At 73.5% G+C, this 17,311-nt stretch carries 14 protein-coding genes; 9 read left to right on the top strand and 5 right to left on the bottom strand.

Translation table 11 applies throughout. The features are described 5' to 3' along the window. Window positions 1-36 precede the first annotated feature (36 nt). Window positions 37-2,427 carry a phosphoketolase family protein gene (locus tag JW613_RS18975; RefSeq protein ID WP_209212020.1) on the bottom strand — a complete coding sequence of 797 codons (2,391 nt, stop codon included), beginning with the start codon at window positions 2,425-2,427 and terminating at the stop codon, window positions 37-39. Window positions 2,428-2,577: 150 nt separating this feature from the next. Between JW613_RS18975 and JW613_RS18970 the strand changes: the two genes are divergently transcribed. From JW613_RS18970 to JW613_RS18960, 3 genes are all read left to right on the top strand, one after another. Then, window positions 2,578-3,924: a helix-turn-helix domain-containing protein gene (locus JW613_RS18970; protein ID WP_209212019.1), complete on the top strand. Its 1,347-nt coding sequence runs from the start codon at window positions 2,578-2,580 to the stop codon at window positions 3,922-3,924. Window positions 3,925-4,019: 95 nt separating this feature from the next. Then, the gene (gene exaC / locus JW613_RS18965) at window positions 4,020-5,543 is read left to right on the top strand and encodes an acetaldehyde dehydrogenase ExaC (protein WP_209212018.1); all 1,524 of its coding nucleotides are present in this window, start codon (window positions 4,020-4,022) and stop codon (window positions 5,541-5,543) included. After that, the gene (locus JW613_RS18960) at window positions 5,543-5,905 is read left to right on the top strand and encodes a DUF779 domain-containing protein (RefSeq protein ID WP_185016156.1); all 363 of its coding nucleotides are present in this window, start codon (window positions 5,543-5,545) and stop codon (window positions 5,903-5,905) included. The genes exaC and JW613_RS18960 overlap by 1 nt, the downstream gene beginning before the upstream one ends. A gap of 137 nt (window positions 5,906-6,042) precedes the next feature. Here the strand turns inward: JW613_RS18960 and JW613_RS18955 are convergent, their stop codons facing one another. Further along, window positions 6,043-6,717 carry a DUF6643 family protein gene (locus JW613_RS18955; protein ID WP_099886279.1) on the bottom strand — a complete coding sequence of 225 codons (675 nt, stop codon included), beginning with the start codon at window positions 6,715-6,717 and terminating at the stop codon, window positions 6,043-6,045. Window positions 6,718-7,140: 423 nt separating this feature from the next. On the opposite strand from JW613_RS18955, the gene JW613_RS18950 reads away from it, so the two are divergent. Further along, window positions 7,141-8,556 (top strand): TerD family protein, encoded by a 1,416-nt coding sequence (locus tag JW613_RS18950; protein ID WP_209212017.1) that lies wholly within the window; start codon window positions 7,141-7,143, stop codon window positions 8,554-8,556. A 40-nt stretch (window positions 8,557-8,596) separates the two neighbouring features. On the opposite strand, the gene JW613_RS18945 is transcribed toward JW613_RS18950, so the two are convergent. Beyond that, window positions 8,597-9,748, bottom strand: coding sequence for a glycosyltransferase (locus tag JW613_RS18945; RefSeq protein ID WP_209212016.1), 1,152 nt, complete (start codon window positions 9,746-9,748; stop codon window positions 8,597-8,599). Window positions 9,749-9,928: 180 nt separating this feature from the next. On the opposite strand from JW613_RS18945, the gene JW613_RS18940 reads away from it, so the two are divergent. The 4 genes from JW613_RS18940 (at window position 9,929) to JW613_RS18925 (ending at window position 15,222) form a co-directional block, all read left to right on the top strand. Then, entirely contained in the window at window positions 9,929-10,729 is an 801-nt protein-coding gene (locus JW613_RS18940; RefSeq protein ID WP_209212015.1) for a glutamate racemase, read from the top strand. A 99-nt stretch (window positions 10,730-10,828) separates the two neighbouring features. Beyond that, a complete protein-coding gene (locus JW613_RS18935) occupies window positions 10,829-11,446 on the top strand; it encodes a hypothetical protein (protein ID WP_209212014.1) in 618 nt (205 codons plus the stop codon). A gap of 114 nt (window positions 11,447-11,560) precedes the next feature. Beyond that, the gene (locus tag JW613_RS18930; RefSeq protein WP_372447967.1) at window positions 11,561-12,478 is read left to right on the top strand and encodes an ABC transporter ATP-binding protein; all 918 of its coding nucleotides are present in this window, start codon (window positions 11,561-11,563) and stop codon (window positions 12,476-12,478) included. Beyond that, window positions 12,472-15,222, top strand: a complete 2,751-nt coding sequence (locus tag JW613_RS18925; protein ID WP_209212013.1) for an FtsX-like permease family protein — start codon at window positions 12,472-12,474, stop codon at window positions 15,220-15,222. Before JW613_RS18930 ends, JW613_RS18925 begins: the two co-directional genes overlap by 7 nt. Here the strand turns inward: JW613_RS18925 and JW613_RS18920 are convergent. Both JW613_RS18920 and JW613_RS18915 read right to left on the bottom strand, forming a co-directional pair. Then, window positions 15,107-15,751, bottom strand: coding sequence for a LuxR C-terminal-related transcriptional regulator (locus JW613_RS18920; protein WP_209212012.1), 645 nt, complete (start codon window positions 15,749-15,751; stop codon window positions 15,107-15,109). The genes JW613_RS18925 and JW613_RS18920 overlap by 116 nt on opposite strands. Continuing rightward, window positions 15,739-16,923 (bottom strand): sensor histidine kinase, encoded by a 1,185-nt coding sequence (locus JW613_RS18915; RefSeq protein WP_209212011.1) that lies wholly within the window; start codon window positions 16,921-16,923, stop codon window positions 15,739-15,741. Before JW613_RS18915 ends, JW613_RS18920 begins: the two co-directional genes overlap by 13 nt. A gap of 210 nt (window positions 16,924-17,133) precedes the next feature. Between JW613_RS18915 and JW613_RS18910 the strand changes: the two genes are divergently transcribed. Beyond that, the gene (locus tag JW613_RS18910) at window positions 17,134-17,304 is read left to right on the top strand and encodes a hypothetical protein (protein ID WP_209212010.1); all 171 of its coding nucleotides are present in this window, start codon (window positions 17,134-17,136) and stop codon (window positions 17,302-17,304) included. Window positions 17,305-17,311: the final 7 nt, after the last annotated feature.

The following is a 17,311-nucleotide window of genomic DNA, read 5'->3' as shown; positions in this document are numbered from 1 at the left end:
CCAGGTGGCAGGGGGCGACCCCGAGGGTGCCGGAGGTCACCGGCCGGGCCAGCGCCAGTCGGTGACCTCCGGCATGTCCGTGCCGTGCTCGACGACGTACCGCCGGTGCCGTTCGCGCATGTCGGCCGCCCGCTGCCATACGCCCGCAGCCCGCGCGCCGAGCCCCGGCGTCCGGTCGACGACGTCCATCACCAGGTGGTAGCGGTCCATGCCGTTGCGCACCACCATGTCGAACGGTGTCGTCGTCGAACCCGACTCGCGGTAGCCGCGTACCGCCAGCTGCCCGTGCACCGCGCGGGAGTAGGTCAACCGGTGCACCAGCCACGGATAGCCGTGGTACGCGAAGATCACCGGCCGGTCCCGGGTGAAGACGGTGTCGAACTCCGCGTCGTCCAGCCCGTGCGGATGCTCGGTGGGGCTCATCAGCCGCGCCATGTCCACCACATTGACCACCCGCACCGCCAGTTGGGGCAGCCACTCGCGCAGCAGCGAGGCCGCCGCCAGCGTCTCGTGGGTGGGCACGTCCCCCGCGCAGGCGAGCACCACGTCGGGCCCGGCATCGCCGCGTTCGGTCCCGGCCCATTCCCACACCCCCAGGCCGCGCGCACAGTGCGTACGCGCCTGTTCGAGGTCCAGCCAGTCGAAGCACGGGTGCTTGCCCGCCACCACCACGTTCACGGTGTCCCTGGCCCGCAGCGCGTGATCGGCCACGCACAGCAGCGTGTTGGTGTCCGGCGGCAGCTGGACCCGCACCACGTCCGGGCTCTTGCTCAGTACGTGGTCGATGAAGCCGGGGTCCTGGTGGGAGAAGCCGTTGTGGTCCTGACGCCAGGCGTGCGAGGTCAGCAGGTAGTTGAGCGCGGCGATCGGCCGCCGCCACGCGACCTCCCGCGCGCTGTGCACCCACTTCACATGCTGCGACGCCATGCTCGCGACCAGGTTGGCGAACGCCTCGTAGGAGGCGAACAGCCCGTTCCTGCCGGTCAGCACATACCCCTCCAGCCAGCCCTGGCACAGATGCTCGGAGAGCACCTCCAGCACCCGCCCGTGCCGGCCCAGATGGGTGTCCGTGCCCAGCAGCTCGGCCTGCCAGCCGCGGTCCGAGGCGCCGTAGACCGCGGAGAGGTGGTTGGAGTCCGTCTCGTCCGGGCCGAACAGCCGGAAGTCCCGGCGCTCCGCGGTGGCCTCCAGCAGCCCCTTCAGCAGCTCACCGAGCACCCGTGTGGGCTCGTGCGCCCCGGCCCCGGGCCGCTCCACGGGCACCGCGTACGACTCCAGCGGAGGCAGCGGCAGCTCGCGCAGCAGCCGGCCGCCGTTCGCCTCCGGGACGGCGCCCAGCCGCAGGTCGCCCTCCGGCACGCACGCAAGCACCTCGGGCCGCGGCCTGCCGTCCTGGTCGAACAGTTCGTCGGGCCGGTAGGAGCGCAGCCACCGCTCCAGTTGCCGCAGCCGCTCCGGATCGTCCCGCACCCCGGGCAGCGGCACCTGATGGGAGCGCCAGGTGTCCTCCACCGGCTCCCCGTCCAGCTCGCGGGGGCCCGACCAGCCCTTGGGCGTGCGCAGCACCACCATCGGCCAGCGGGGCCGCCCGCCGGTGGTGTCGGCGTCCCCCGAGCGGGCCGCGCGCTGGATGGCGCCGATCCGGTCGGCCGCGGCGTCGAACGCTCCGGCCAGCGCCCGGTGCGCCTCCAGCGGCGGCGTGTCGGGCCGCGCCGTGACGAACAGCGGGTCGTAGCCGTAACCGCGCATCAGCGAGCCCAGCTCGTCCTCGGGCAGCCGGGACAGCACCGTCGGGTTCGCGATCTTGTAGCCGTTCAGATGCAGCACCGGCAGGACGGCGCCGTCGTGCACCGGGTCCAGGAACTTGTTCGCGTGCCAGGAGGTGGCCAGCGGTCCCGTCTCCGCCTCGCCGTCCCCGACGACCGCGCACACCAGCAGGTCCGGCCTGTCGAACGCGGCGCCGTAGGCGTGCGCCAGTGCGTAGCCCAGCTCGCCGCCCTCCTGGATCGAGCCGGGCACACTCGGCGACGTATGGCTGGGAACACCGCCCGGCTGGGAGAACTCCGCGAACAGCCGCTCCATACCGGGCTCGTCCCTGGACACCTCGGGCCGCAGCTCCTCGTAACTGCCCTCCAGCCAGGCACCCGAGAGCACGGCAGCGGCGCCGTGGCCCGGCCCCCACACCCCCAGCGCACGCTGTCCGCGCCTGCTGACCAGCCGGTTGAGGTGCGTGTAGACGAGGGAGAGCCCGGGACAGGTGCCCCAGTGGCCCAGCAACCTCGGCTTGATGTGCTCGGGCCGCAGCGGCTCCCGCAGCAAGGGGTTGGCACGCAGATACAGCTGGCAGGCCGTGAGGTAGTTGAGCGCTCGCCAGTGCGCGTCCAGCGCCTCGGCCTCGCGGTCGGTGAGGGACTCGTGTTCCGGCATGCCCGATGGGTACCAGGCCGGACCCGTTCCGACACCCGATGATCCCCGGTCAGGGGCCGTTACCCAGTCAGGTGGCCGAACCGTGGTCAGCGGGGGCGACAGTGTGCCGCAGCCGTTGTCTGCCGCCCTCGCACCCTGCACGATGACGGGGTGCGCAATCCATGGCTGGCGCTCGAAGCGGGCGCTGACGCGGCCCAACGGGCCGGGCAGCTGCGCCGCGCTCATGAACGGTTCCTGACCGCGGGCCGCATCGCCGCGCCCGTCCGCGACGTGGTGGCCGACTCCTGGCGCCGCTGTGCCGGGGCGCGGCTGGGCCCCGAGAGCATGGCCAGGGTCGAGATGGACGACTCCGGGCTCGCCCTGCGCCGTGCGACCCACCCCCTCGCCCGTGCGATGCCGGTCTTCCGTGAGCTGCTGGGCACCATCGCCGACGACGGCGCCCATCTGCTGTCCGTCTGCGACGAGCGCGGCACGATGCTGTGGGTGGAAGGCCACCCGCAGGTGCTGCGCCGCGCCGAGCGGATGAACTTCGTGCCCGGCTCCCAGTGGGCCGAGCGTGCCAGCGGCACCAACGCGCCCGGCACCGCGCTCGCCCTCGACCACGCCGTCCAGATCTTCGCCGCCGAGCACTACTGCCGCCCCGTGCAGTCCTGGACCTGCGCGGCGGCACCCGTGCACGACCCGCACACCGGGCGCGTCATCGGCGCCGTCGACCTCACCGGCGGCAACCACCTCGCCTCGCCGCACAGCCTCGCGCTCGTCCAGGCCACCGCCCGCGCCGCCGAGGCGCGGCTGGCCGCACTGGAACCCCCGTCCGCCACCGCCGGCGCGTCCGTGCCGCCGGACGGCTGCACGCTCGCCGTCCTCGGCCGGGACGAGGCGCTGCTGCACACCCCGGAAACCCGCGCCACCGGTGAACCCCTGCGGCTCGGGCGGCGGCACAGCGAGATCCTGCTGCTCCTCGCGGCCCATCCCGACGGCCTCAGCGGCGAGGAGCTGGCCCGCGAACTGTACGGGGAGCGAGACGTCCACCCCGTCACCCTGCGCGCCGAACTCTCCCGGCTGCGGCAGCTGCTGGGCCCGCTGCTGGCCTCCCGCCCCTACCGGCTGCGGGACCGACCGCACACCGACTACGAGACCGTCACCGACGCGCTCGCCGTCGAGGACCCGGCCGCGGCCCTCGACGCGTACAGCGGCCCGCTGCTGCCCGGCTCCCAGGCCCCCGGCGTCGTACGGCTGCGCAGGCTGCTGGAGCAGCGGCTGCGCCGCCACCTGCTCACCCGGCCGGACGCACGGCTGCTGGAGAGCTGGCTGTGCACGGCGGCCGGGGAGGAGGACCTGGAGGTGTGGGAGGCCCTGCACACCGTACGTCCCACTCCGGACACGGCCGCACGCGTACGCGAACTGCGCACCGCCTACGGTCTGTTGCCGCCCGACGTGCCGCCCGGCCGGGTCGGCGACCGGCGCGCAACGTATCCGCAACGTTCCCGGCACTAGCCTCCCGGCAACCGCGCCCGCCCACCCGGCAGGCGGGCCGAGTACGCCGCGTACCGGCGACATCGCCGAGTACGCCGAGCACAGGGAGGCAGAGCATGAGCCGCTACGCCGCACCCGGAACCGATGGCGCGCTGATGAGCTACCAGCCGCGCTACGACCACTGGATCGGCGGCAGCTATGTCGCCCCGAAACAGGGCGGATACTTCGAGAACCCCACCCCGGTGACGGGACAGCCCTTCACCGAGATCGCCCGCGGCACCGCCGAGGACGTCGAGCGCGCCATCGACGCGGCCCACGAAGCGGCACCCGCCTGGGGCCGCACCTCACCCGCCGAGCGTGCGCAGCTCCTCAACCAGATCGCGCAACGCATGGAGGCGCACCTGGAGGAGCTGGCGGTCGCCGAGAGCTGGGAGAACGGCAAGCCCGTCCGCGAGACGCTGGCCGCGGACATCCCGCTGGCCATCGACCACTTCCGCTACTTCGCGGCCGCGATCCGCTCCCAGGAGGGCTCGCTCTCCCAGCTCGACGAGGACACCGTCGCCTACCACTTCCACGAGCCGCTGGGCGTCGTCGCACAGATCATCCCGTGGAACTTCCCCATCCTGATGGCGACCTGGAAGCTGGCTCCCGCACTGGCCGCGGGCAACGCCGTCGTCCTCAAGCCCGCCGAGCAGACCCCGGCCTCCATCCACTACTGGATGAGCCTGGTGGCCGACCTGCTGCCGCCCGGCGTCGTCAACATCGTCAACGGCTTCGGCGCCGAGGCGGGAAAGCCGCTGGCGTCCAGTGCTCGGGTGGCCAAGGTCGCCTTCACCGGGGAGACCACCACGGGGCGGCTGATCATGCAGTACGCCTCCGAGAACCTCAAGCCCGTCACCCTGGAGCTGGGCGGCAAGAGCCCCAACATCTTCTTCGAGGACGTCTCCGCCGACGCCGACGACTTCTACGACAAGGCCCTCGAAGGCTTCACCATGTTCGCCCTCAACCAGGGCGAGGTGTGCACCTGTCCCTCGCGCGCCCTCATCCAGCGCAGCCACTACCGCACCTTCCTGGACGCGGGCATCGAGCGCACCGAGGCCATCGTGCAGGGCCACCCGCTGGACACCGACACGATGGTGGGCGCACAGGCGTCCAACGACCAGCTGGAGAAGATCCTCTCCTACCTCGACATCGGCCAGCAGGAGGGCGCCAAGGTGCTCACCGGCGGCACCCGCGCGGAACTCGGCGGCGAACTGGAGGGGGGATACTACGTGCGGCCCACCATCCTGGAGGGTGGCAACCGGATGCGGGTCTTCCAGGAGGAGATCTTCGGCCCGGTCGTCTCCGTCACCGGGTTCGAGGACTTCGACGACGCCATCCGGCTCGCCAACGACACCCTCTACGGGCTCGGCGCCGGGGTGTGGACGAGGGACGGCTCCCGCGCCTACCGGGCCGGTCGCGCCATCCAGGCCGGACGAGTGTGGACGAACTGTTATCACCAGTATCCAGCTCACGCTGCTTTTGGTGGCTACAAGCAGTCCGGCATCGGCCGTGAGAACCACCAGATGATGCTCGACCACTACCAGCAGACCAAGAACCTGCTGGTCAGCTACGCCCCGCAGAAAATGGGACTGTTCTGATGGATCTGGCGGGGACCGAACGGGTCGCCGTGACAGAGGCAGCCGCCGAGCTGTTGCGCGAGCTGACCGAGAAGCACGGCCCGCTGATGTTCCACCAGTCGGGCGGCTGTTGCGACGGAAGCAGCCCCATGTGCTACGGACGCGGCGAGTTCCGTACCGGGGCCTCCGATGTCCTCCTCGGCGAGTTGGAGATCGACGGGGTGCCCGAGCCGGTGCCGTTTTGGATGTCGGCCGGCCAGTTCGAGTACTGGAGCCACACCCATCTGACCGTCGATGTCGTCCCGGGCCGAGGCAGCGGCTTCTCCCTGGAGGCCCCCGAAGGAGTCCGCTTCTTGATCAGGTCCCGGCTGCTGGAGAGCTGAGGGCCGGTCCGGGGCCGGTGACACGCCGGGCACCGCCGTCTCCCCAACGGCGGTGCCCGGCGGCATCGTTCATGGCTGCGCACCGCCCGCGGTGCGGGCAGCCCGCGGTAGGTGCGGTACGGCTGTCGTACGGGCGCTCAATAGCCGCGGCCGGGGTACTGCTGGCCGTCGTAGGGCTCCTCGTACGGACCCGGCATCTGACGCGGCGCAGCCGGGCGCGGCGCCACCGGACGCATGTACTGCGTCGCCTGGTTGTGCACGGCCTGCTGCTGGTACTGCTGCACCTGGACCTGCGGCTGCTGCGGCTGCATGGGCGGCTGCTGCTGCGCCGGGCCCCCCGGCCCCGGGTAGCCGTAGCCGCGCGGCGGTGCCTGCTGCGGGATGTGCGGTGCGGGAGTGTGCTGCAGCGGTACGGGACCGCCCTGGCCGGCACCGCCGCCGGGCGGCAGCGCTGCGGGCGCCTGGCGTACCGGCTGCTGCCGCATCGGTGCGGCCTGCTGCGGCGCGGGCTGCGGCATCTGCGGCTGGGGCGCGGCAGGCCCCGGGTAGCCGCCGTAGGACGGAGCGGGAGTGTGGTGCAGGGGAGCGGGCTGCTGCATCTGCTGCTGCGGCGCGGAAGGGCCCGAAGGCAGCGCGGGAGGCAGCGCCGCTAGCGCGCTGCCCGTGCCCCCCGTGTCATAGGCCGACGGCACCCGGATGGGAGCGATCTGCGGCGTGCCCCGCTCGGCGACGAGACTGTCGTAGATCGGCGTCTCGGGGTAGGACGGTGCAGCGTAGTAGCCGCCGCTATAAGAGCTGCGGGGGGAGGTCATGCTCATAAGTTAAGCCCAAAATCAGCATCGGCACTAGAGAGGTACAGAAGGAACGCCTGCCCCACCCGCATCGGAGCAGGTAGGAGCCGGTTTTCACCCCATTCGAGGCAGCCGCGTCAGGGGCGCGCGCGGGGTAGCCCGAACAGGGCGAATACCCCCCATGCCGACCACGGTGACGGCTGGTCAGGCACAGGGACATGGCTTGTTCCCGCCTGTCCCTTTTCCGGGCGCGCGGGAGAGGAAGCTGACAGAAGCATAAGCCCACCGGCCAGGACATAGAACGCCCCTGCCCCTGCCAACTGTTCGAGTCCGATGAGGTCCGGTGAGTCCTGGTGAGTCGTGGTGAAGGGGCTTCGGCGGCAGCGGCGCCGTGCAATAGGTTGGGGAACGGCACGCAGGTAACCGAGCCCAGGGGGAGTCGCCATGACGATGCGCAAGGGGGCAAACGTCCCCGTACCCGCCACGGCGGTGCGGGTCGAACTGGGCTGGTCCTCCGGCCCTCTCGTACCGGACGTCGACGCCTCGGCGCTGCTGCTCACCGAAGAGGGCAAGGTCCGCTCCGACGCCGACTTCGTCTTCTACAACCAGCCGCGGCACTCCTCCGCCGCCGTACGGCACGAGGGGAAGAACCCGACAGGCGCCTCCAGCACCGACGAACTGACCGTCGACCTCGGCAGGGTCGAACCGGACATCACCCGCATCGTCATCGCCGCCTCGGCGGACGGCGGCAGTTTCGGCCAGGTGCCGGGCCTGTATGTACGGCTGCTGGACGCGAGCGCCGGCGGTGGTCCGGGCGTCGGCCAGGAGATCGCCCGCTTCGACCCGGCCGACGCGGCAGGCGAGACCGCGTACCTCCTCGGCGAGCTCTACCGCCGCCAGGGCGCCTGGAAGTTCCGCGCGGTCGGCCAGGGCTACGACAGCGGACTGGCGGGCCTGGCGACCGACTTCGGGATCAGCGTCGACGACCCTTCCCCGGCCGCCGGGACGCCCGCCGCCTCCGGGGCCGCCGTGCCGTCGCACCCGCACTCGGTGCGCACCCCGCACGCGCCCACCCCGCCCGGCGTGCAGGCTCCCCGCGTACCGCAGGCACCCACGCCCACGCCCCCGACCGCACCCACACCTCCCTCGGCGCCGGCAGCCCCCTCCGCACCGGCCCCTCCCGGCGCACCGGCCCCGCGCAGCACACCCGAGGCACCCGTACGGCTGAGCAAGGTGACGCTCACCAAGGAGGCGCCCTCGGTCTCGCTCACCAAACAGGGCGGCACCTCCGGCACCATGCGGGTCAACCTCAACTGGACCACCCAGGCACAGCAGCCCAAAGGCCTCGCCGGGCGGCTCACCCGCGCCATGGGCGCGCTCACCGGGCCCGACCTGGACCTGTGCGCCCTCTACGAACTCGCCGACGGCCGCAAGGGAGTCGTCCAGGCGCTCGGCAACTCCTTCGGTTCGCTGAGCCGCCCGCCGTACATCCACCTCGACGGCGACGACCGCACCGGCGCCGTCGAGACCGGTGAGAACCTCACCGTCAACCTGGACCACCGGGCCGATCTGCGCCGCATCCTCATCTTCGTCACCATCTACGAGGGCGCCCGCAGCTTCGCCGGGCTGCACGCGACCGTCACCCTCCGACCACAGCACGGCGCACCCGTCGACTTCTCCCTCGACGAGTGCACCACCCCGTCCACCGTGTGCGCCCTCGCACTGATCACCAACGACAACGGTGAACTCATGGTCCGCCGCGAGGCGCGCTACCTCGTCCCACGGCGCGGCGTCAGCCCGCAGCGCACCGTCGACGAGGAGTACGGCTGGGGCATGCAGTGGACGCCGGGGCGCAAGTGACGCCCCCGCACGGAACGAGCCCCGAAGGCAGGCGGTCCGCTCAGGAGTAGGTGCGGCCCTTCCACGCGGCGCCACGACCCCGGTAGTGCTGCACCGCCGAGTCGACGGTCATCGCCAGATACAAGGCCGCCGTCACGGGCAGCAGCACCGCCGGCCACAGCGGCTGCCGGTAGTAGCGCAGCATCGGCACGTACGACAGCGTCATCACCAGCCACGCGGCGCCCGCCACCGGCGAGCCCGCACACGCCCACACCGGCGGCACCGCATACACCAGCAGCAGCCCCAGCACGGTGCCCACCAGCAGCAGCGGATTGTTGCGCAGTTGCGCATAGGCGCTGCGTGACACCATCCGCCACAGCGGACTCAGCCCCGCGTACGGACGCACACTCTCCACCCCGTCCGCGAGCCCCAACCAGATCCGTCCGCCGGACCGCTTGACCGCCCGGCCCAGTGCCACGTCGTCGATGACGGCGTCCCGGATGCTGTCCGGCACCCCGGCCCGCACCGCGGCCCGAGTGCGCAACAGCACGCACCCGCCCGCCGCCGCGGCAGTGCGCGCCCCGGGCCTGTTGACCCAGCGGAACGGATACAGCTGCGCGAAGAAATACACGAAAGCGGGCACGATCAGCCGTTCCCAGCCCGTCCGCACCCGCAACCGCGCCATCTGCGAGACCAGATCGAGCCGCTGACCGAGCGCCCCGCGCACCAGACGACGCAGCGAGTCGGGCCCGTGTGCGATGTCCGCGTCCGTCAGCAGCAGGAACTCCGGCTCCGACGTCCCGGAGCGCGCGTGCTCGATGCCGCACCGCACGGCCCACAGCTTGCCCGTCCACCCCGGCTCGGGTTCACCGGGCGCCAGCACCGTCAACGGCGGCCCGTCCGGCGCGTCCCGGGCCAGCTCACGGGCGAGTGCGCCGGTGCCGTCACCGGACCCGTCGTCCACCAGCAGGATCCGGGCATGTCCCGGATAGTCCTGCGCCAGCAGCGTCGGCAGGGTCTTCGGCAGCACATCGGCCTCGTCCCGGGCGGGCACGACGACGGCAACGGAGGGCCAGTCGGCCGGTGCCCCGTCCGCGGGGGAGGGCGGCATACGTACGTCCGTACGCCAGAAGAACCCCTGGCCCATCAGCAGCCACGCCCACGCGGCCAGCGAGGCGAGCGGAACGACAGTGGTCCAGGTGAGCGCGCTCATCGATCGGCAGTCTGCCGTATGCCGCCGCCCCGTAGCACTCCGCGGCGCGCCCGCGAGGCCCGCTTCCCTCGACGGCTCTGGCTTCGCCCTCCTTGCTTCGCCGTCCTTGCCTCTCCGTCCTTGTCTTCCGGGAGCTCCTTCCACGAAGGCCTCGCTCGGTGTGAAGTACAGTTGCTTCACGTGAAGATCGCGCTGATGGACTCCGGTATCGGTCTGCTGGCCGCGGCAGCTGCGGTACGCCGCGCACGCCCCGACGCGGACCTCGTGCTCTCCTCCGACCCCGACGGCCTGCCCTGGGGTCCCCGCGACAGCGACGACATCACCCGACACGCTCTGCTGTGCGCCCGTGCCGCCGCCGCGCACCGGCCCGACGCGCTGATCGTCGCCTGCAACACCGCCTCCGTGCACGCGCTGCCCGCCCTCCGCGCGGAACTGGAGCCCGCGCTGCCGGTCATCGGCACCGTCCCCGCCGTCAAGCCCGCCGCGGCCGCCGCCGTCCGAACCGGTGGCCGCGTCGCGATCTGGGCCACCCCGGCCACCACCGGCAGCCCCTACCAGCGCCGGCTGATCGAGGAGTTCGGCAACGGCGCCGACATCACCGGAGTGCCCTGCCACGGGCTCGCCGACGCCATCGAGAGCGGCGACGAGGACCTCATCACCTCCGCCGTCCGGGCCGCCGCCGAGCGCACTCCCGCCGATGTGGAGACCGTCGTGCTGGGCTGCACCCACTACGAGCTGGTCGGCAACCGCATCCGGGAGGCACTGCGCGGCGCCCGTGGCGAGGGTCCCGCGCTCCAGGGCTCGGCCGCCGCCGTGTGTGCCCAGGCTCTGCGTCGCGCGAACGTCCGGCCCGCCCCGGAGGCGGCACCCGTCGGGGGACTCACCGTTCTGCACAGCGGCAGGGTGGCCGCCCTGCCGGAAGCGGCCCTCACCTATGCCGAGGGCCGCCTGCTGGCCGGCGCGCCCGCCTCCCTCACCTGACGGAGCGTGGCTGCTGGGCACGGAGCGTGCCGCTGCGCGTCGGCGAGCCCCGGCCTGCGCGAGCTGCCTGCGCGGGCCGCCGGGAGTACTCTGCCGAACATGAGTGACCATCCCTTCGACGGCGCCCCACTCGCCGAGGGTGGCGCCGGACCCCATGACGAAGTCGACCGCACCACCACCCGCCCCACGCCCCTGGAGGACGTCGTCCTGCCGCCCAGCGCGGAGGTGTGGACCGGGAGGGCGACCAGCCGCCTGCAGTGGGCGCTGGCCGCCGTCGGCGCCGGCTGCGTGGCGCTCGGCATCGAGCTCGCCGTGGACGTGTCCTGGTCCGGCGGGCTCGCGCCGCTGGTCATGTCCGTCGTCGGCTGCATCGCGGTCGGCCTGCTCATCCTCTTCGGCACCCTCGCCTTCGTCCACGTCGACGTGAAGGTCGAGGGCGACACGATCGAGGTCCGGTGCGGCCACGCCGGTGTGCCGCGCCGCCGGATCCCCCTGCGGGACGTGGTGGAGGCCGACCACGCACCCAGCGTCACCCCACGGCACTGGGGCGGCTGGGGGTACCGCTGGCGACCCGAGAAGGGCACGGCTGTCGTCATCCGCCGGGGCGAGGGGCTCGTCCTCCGGTTGGGTGACGGGCGGCTGTTCACCGTCACGGTGGACGACGCCGAGGCGGCCGTCGACCACATCCGCACCCGCCTCCAGGCGCTGCGGGCCTGACCCGGCCGACGGGGTGGAGCCCGCTCCACCCCGGGACACCAGCCCGCTCCCTCCCCGCGCCGATACCCGCCGCATAGCGTCCACGTGGCACTTCCGCACACGGAAAGGACGCTCATGCTCGGGCGCCGCCGCGCACACCGCCCCGCTCGTCCCACCCCTGCCGTTCCTGCCGCCGCTGTCGCCCCCGCGGGCTGTGCGGATCCCACAGGTTCTGGCCCCGCAGATCCCACAGGTGCTGCAGATCCCACGGGTTCCTCAGACGCTGGAGCCTTCGCCGTCCCGGCAGCGCCCGCAGCCCCCGGCCACCCCGCCCTCGAACTCCACGGGGTCAGCCGCAGCTACGGCGGCCGTCGCGCCCTCGACAGCGTCGACCTGCTCCTGCCCCGGGGGCGCTTCCTGGCCGTCATGGGCCGCTCCGGCTCCGGAAAGTCCACGATGCTCAACTGCGCCGCGGGCCTGGACCGGCCCACCGAGGGGACCGTCACCATCGGCGGTACGAACGTGGCGGCGCTGGGTGAGCGGGACCGCACCCGGCTGCGCAGGGACCGCGTCGGCTTCGTCTTCCAGGAACTGAATCTGCTGCCCGCGCTCAGTGTGCGGGAGAACGTCGCGCTGCCGCTGCTGCTGGCCGAGGAGCACGGCCGGAACCGGACACGCGAGCGGGACCCGCTCCGGTGCGCCGACCGGGCACTGGCCCTGGTCGGCCTCGAAGAGCGTGCCGAGGCCCGGCCCGCTCAGCTGTCCGGTGGCCAGCGGCAGCGCGTCGCGGTGGCACGGGCGCTGGTGACCGCACCGGCGGTGGTCCTCGCCGACGAGCCGACCGGCGCGCTCGACCCGGTCACCGCGCACGAGGTGCTCGACCTCCTCCGCCGCACCGTGACGGCACACGGCCCCGCCGTCCTGATGGTCACCCACGACCCGGCTGCCGCCGCCGCGGCCGACCGGACCGTCTTCCTGGCAGCGGGCCGGATCACCGCCACTCTTGAGCACCCTTCCCCTGCCGAAGTGCTGAGGGAGCTGGCCCGGTGGTGAGCCCGACGGGCCCGTGGCACCGGCGCCGCAGCGGCATCCGGCTGCTCATCCGCCGCGCCGCACGCCACCACCGTTCCGCATGGTCCACCACCTTCGCCGCACTCGCGCTCACCGCACTCCTGCTGGGCGTCGCCGCGTCCGCCGTCGCCTCCGTGGCGCTGGGCCACCCCCGGGTCGCAGCCCGCGCGGCCGCGCCGGTGGTCGTGGCGGGCAGCCAGACCACCGAGTTCACAGCCAAGCCGTGGGGCAGTGAGCCGGAGACGGTACGCGCCGCCCTCACCGAACGCGTCCGTGTGCCGCGCGCGGCCCTCGCGGTCCTCCGCGAGGTCGAGGGCGTACGAGCGGCCGTGCCCGACGACGCGTTCACCCTCCGCACCGGCGCGGGCGACAAGCCGCTGCCGGGCCGCTCCTGGCAGGCCGCCTCACTCGCCCCGTACCCGCTGCGCGAGGGCCGGGCCCCGCGCAGCCCGGGCGAGGTGGTGGCCGGAGCCGGGCTGCACGCCGAGCCGGGGCAGCGGCTGGCGGGGCGGCGGGTCGTGGGCATCGCCGAAGGACCGGCCGTGCTCTACACGACCGCCGCCGAGGCACGCAGACTGGCCGGGCACCCCCGCTCGATCGACGCCATCGGCGTACTGGCCGCCCCCGGCACGGCCACCGACCAGCTGTCCGCCCGCGTCCGCGACGCTCTCGACCGGGCACACCTGCGGGACGCCGGCGCGGGAGCGCGCGCCGCGGGCGACCCGGCCGCCCTGCGGGTGCTGACCGGCGACAGCCGGGGAGCGACCGAGAATCTGCGCGCGGCGCCGGCCCGCTCCGCGCTGCTGGAACTGCTCGGTTCCATCACCGCGACCCTGGTGCTGGTCGCGCTGCTGGTGATCTGCTCGTTGAGCGCGCAGGCACTCCATCAGCGGGAGCCGGAACTCCGATTGCTGCGCACGGTCGGTGCCACGCCCGGCCAGTTGCGGGCCATGATCGGTCGTGAGGTGGCGCGGACGGCCGTCCGCGCCGCCCTGTGGGGGGCGTCGGGGGCCGTCCCCGCCTTCCTCGCCCTGCACTCGGCACTCGTGGCGCGCGGCGCCCGGACCGAGGGCCTGGAACTGCCCACCCCCGTATGGACGTTTCTGCTCCCCTTGGGTACGTCCGCGCTCACGGTCGGCGTGGCGCGCCTCGCTGCTGTACTGGCCTGCGCGCGCGTCGCCCGGGACAGGCCGGCGCAGACAGCCACGGGTCCCGGTGGCAGGGGCCGCAGGGTGACCGGGCTGGTCCTGCTGCTGGCCGGGGCGAGTTCGGCGGGCACGGCGGCCCTCCAGCGCGGTGAGGCGGCTGCCGCAGCGGCGAGTGCCGCAGCCGTTACCCTGGTGATCGGCTGTGCGCTGCTCAGCCCGTGGATCGCCGCGGCAGCCGTACGCCTGCTGCGGCGACCGCTGCACCGGCTGGGCGGTGTCGGCGGTCGGCTCGCCGAGACGTACGGCAGAGCCGACTCCCGCAGGCTGGGCGCGGCCCTCACCCCGGTCGTCCTTGTCACCGCGTTCGCAGGTGTGCAACTCTCGGCGACCGCCACCGTGGACGAGCAGACGGGGCATCAGGCGTCCCGGGCCCTCCGCGCCGAACTGGCCGTCACCGCGCCCGGCGGACTGCCCACCGCCGCCCTCGACCGGCTCCGTGCCACCGACGGGGTCGCCGCGGCGACCGGGCTGGCGCGCAGCACGGTCGTGCTCGCCCGCAAGGAGACCGGCGAACCCCGCCTGGAGCGGCTGCCCGCGCTCGGCGTCACCCCGCGCGACCTGCCGAAGACGCTCGACCCGGGCGTGCGGGAGGGCACACTGGCCGGGCTGCGGCCCGGCAGCGTCTCCGTCGGCGCCGACCGCGCCCGCAGCCAGGACCTGCGCCCGGGCTCGACGGTACGGATCCGCTTCGGTGACGGTGCCGAACGGGCGCTGCGCGTCGCCGCCGTCCATGAACGGTCCCTCGCGCTGGGCGACTTCCTCCTCTCCCGTGGCGAACTGGCCCGTCACACCACCGACACCCGTCTCACCCGCGTCCTGGTCGCCACGGCGGACGATGCGGTGCCCGAGCGGGTCCGGGCAGCGGTGCAGCGCACAGTGGACGCGGTGGCCCCGGGCGCCCGGGTGGGAGCCGCCCGGCCGCTGGAGCCGCCGCGGGCGGAGGGCGAGGCGGCGGTCCGGCTGGTCTCCGGAATGGCGGTCGCCGCCATCGCGGGGCTGGCCGCGCTGACGGTGATCAGCACGCTCCGCCTCGTCAGGGCGGGCCGGCGGTCGGAGCTCGCCCTGCTGCGCGTTCTCGGCATGGTGCGCGGCCAGCTGTGCCGGATGCTGGCGGCGGAGGCCACCGTGCTCGCCCTCGCGGGGCCGGTACTCGGCGCGGCCGTCGCCGCACTGCCGCTGACCGCGCTGAGCTTCGCGCTGGCCCGCTCCCTGCCCTCCCTCCCGCTGTGGCAGGCCGTCGCCGTGGTCGCTTCGGTGGTCGTCACGACAGCGGCCGGAACGCTGTGGCCCGTGCGGCGCGACCGGGACCGCAACCGCGACCGGGACCGCAACTGTGGTCGCGGCGCCGGGTGGCGGGCCGGGGGCCGGCTCCGGCCGCAGCCCGTGCCTGGGCGTGCGCTGCTCAGCGCCTCAGATAGGCCAACACGGCAAGGACCCTGCGGTGTCCGCTGTCGCTGGGCGGCAGCCCCAGCTTCGCGAAGACGTTCCCGATGTGCTTGTGGACCGAACGCTCCGTGATGACCAGGGCCTGGGCGATGGTGGTGTTGTCGCGGCCTTCGGCCATCAGCCGCAACACCTCCTCCTCCCGCGGCGTCAGCCCGTCCAGCGGCCCACCGCCCCGGCCCCGGGACATCAGCTCGGTGACCACCTCCGGGTCCAGCGCGGTGCCTCCTGTCGCGACCCGCTCCAGCGCCTCCAGGAACTCGTCCACCCGGCCCACCCGGTCCTTGAGCAGATAGCCCACTCCGTGCGCCCCGCCGCCGAGGAGTTCCGCCGCGTACGTTTCCTCCACATACTGCGAGAGCACCAGTACCGGCAGGCCCGGTAGCTTCCGGCGGGCGTCCAGCGCCGCGCGCAGCCCCTCGTCGCGGAAGCCGGGCGGCAGCCGCACGTCGAGAACGGCCACGTCCGGGCGCTGCTCCAGCAACAGTGGCAACACCTCGGGACCGGTGGCGGCCACCCCCGCCACCTCGTGCCCCGCAGAACCCAGCAGCAACACCAGCCCCTCCCGAAGCAGGGCATTGTCCTCAGCGATCACCACACGCACGGCAGCTCCACTTCGACCACGGTCGGTCCCCCCGGAGGGCTCGTCACCCATACGGCGCCGTCCAGCGCCGCCACTCTGCGACGGACACCGAGAAGACCGGTCCCGGCACTCTCGTCGGCGCCGCCGCACCCCTCGTCCCGCACCCGTACCCGCAACAGCTTCTCCTCGCGTCGCAGTTCCACCTCTGCCCGCTCGGCGCCACTGTGCTTGGCCGCGTTGGTCAACCCCTCGGCGACGACGAAGTAGGCGGCCGCCTCGATGGCGGCCGGGGCCCGCGCCCCGTCCTCGGGACCGTCCGCCAACTGCCGTGCCACGACCGACACCTCCAGCCCGCTCCCGGCCGCGAGCGCCCGGACCGCGCCCACCAGCCCCCGGTCGGTGAGCACCGGCGGATGGATACCGCGCACCACGTGCCGCAGGTCGGCCAGCGCTTCCTCGGCCTGGTCCTGCGCGGCGTCCAACAGGGACCGGGCGGCGGCCGGGTCCCGCTCATGGGCGCGGCGCGCCATCCCCAGCCGCATCGACAACGCCACCAGGTGCGCCTGGGCGCCGTCGTGCAGGTCCCGCTCGATGCGCCGCAGCTCCGCGCCGTGGGCCGCCACGGCGCCCGCGCGGGTCGCCGCGAGCTCGTCGACCCGCTCGGAGAGCCGGGCGCTGGGGGAGGGGAGGAGCAGCAGCCGGGATATTCGTGCCTGAAGGTCGGCAAGGTCCGTGAGCCGGGGCAGCAGCACCGCCGACCGGCGGGCCAGTCCGCACCACACACCGTCCACCAGCAAGCCCAGCGGCCACAACAGCATCGCCGCGTAACACAGGGTCAGCCCGTACACCAGCTGTGCGGCCAGCCAGCGCAGGTCCCGATGGGTACCCGGGTCGGTCGCCGCGCTGCGGACGCGCTCCAGCAACGAGCCCTGGTCCAGCGGGAGATACTTCTCCGGCACGGGAACACCGAGCCAGGCCGCGGTCCGGCGCCGCTCGAAGCCCGCCAGCCCGCGCAGCACCCGTACCGTCTCGGGCAGCATGCCGGCGCCGATGACGCAGGCGGTCGCCGTGGCCGCGAGCAGCATCAGACCGATCATCACATAGCAGACGAGGCTGAGCCCGGCCCCCGTCGCCAGGTGGAACGAGGCCCGCGCCGCGCCCCGCAGCACCTCTCGCACCGGGACCCGTCGCATGTCGATCAGCGTAAGCGGGCCCGGGCCCGTCGCGCGGTGGAGCTGGCTCCACCTTCCGTCCGGGAGCCAGCACTATGGGCCGGCGGCCGGCGGCAGGGGAGAGTGGACGGTGATCGAGGCGCTCTTCGAGTCCGCCCACCATCTCCGGGTGTGCAACCGCTGGGCACGTTGATCCGCTCGGCACAATTCGACCGTCCACGGAGGAGTCCCGTGAAGTCCCTGCTCTGGCTCGTGCTCGCCTTCTGCGTCCTCGCCAACGTCTTCCTCAGCCTCGCGGGCCCGGGCGGCGCCACCCAGATAGTGCTCAGTGTGCTGACGGGGCTGGGCGTGCTGGCCTGCGGGGCGGGGCTGTGGGTCCTACGGGACCGGCAGGTGCACTGACCTGCCT

The organism is Streptomyces smyrnaeus (assembly GCF_017676345.1).
Classification (GTDB): domain Bacteria; phylum Actinomycetota; class Actinomycetes; order Streptomycetales; family Streptomycetaceae; genus Streptomyces; species Streptomyces smyrnaeus.
The sequence above is the reverse complement of the archived record's forward strand: the minus strand, read 5'-3'. Positions and strand labels throughout refer to the sequence as shown.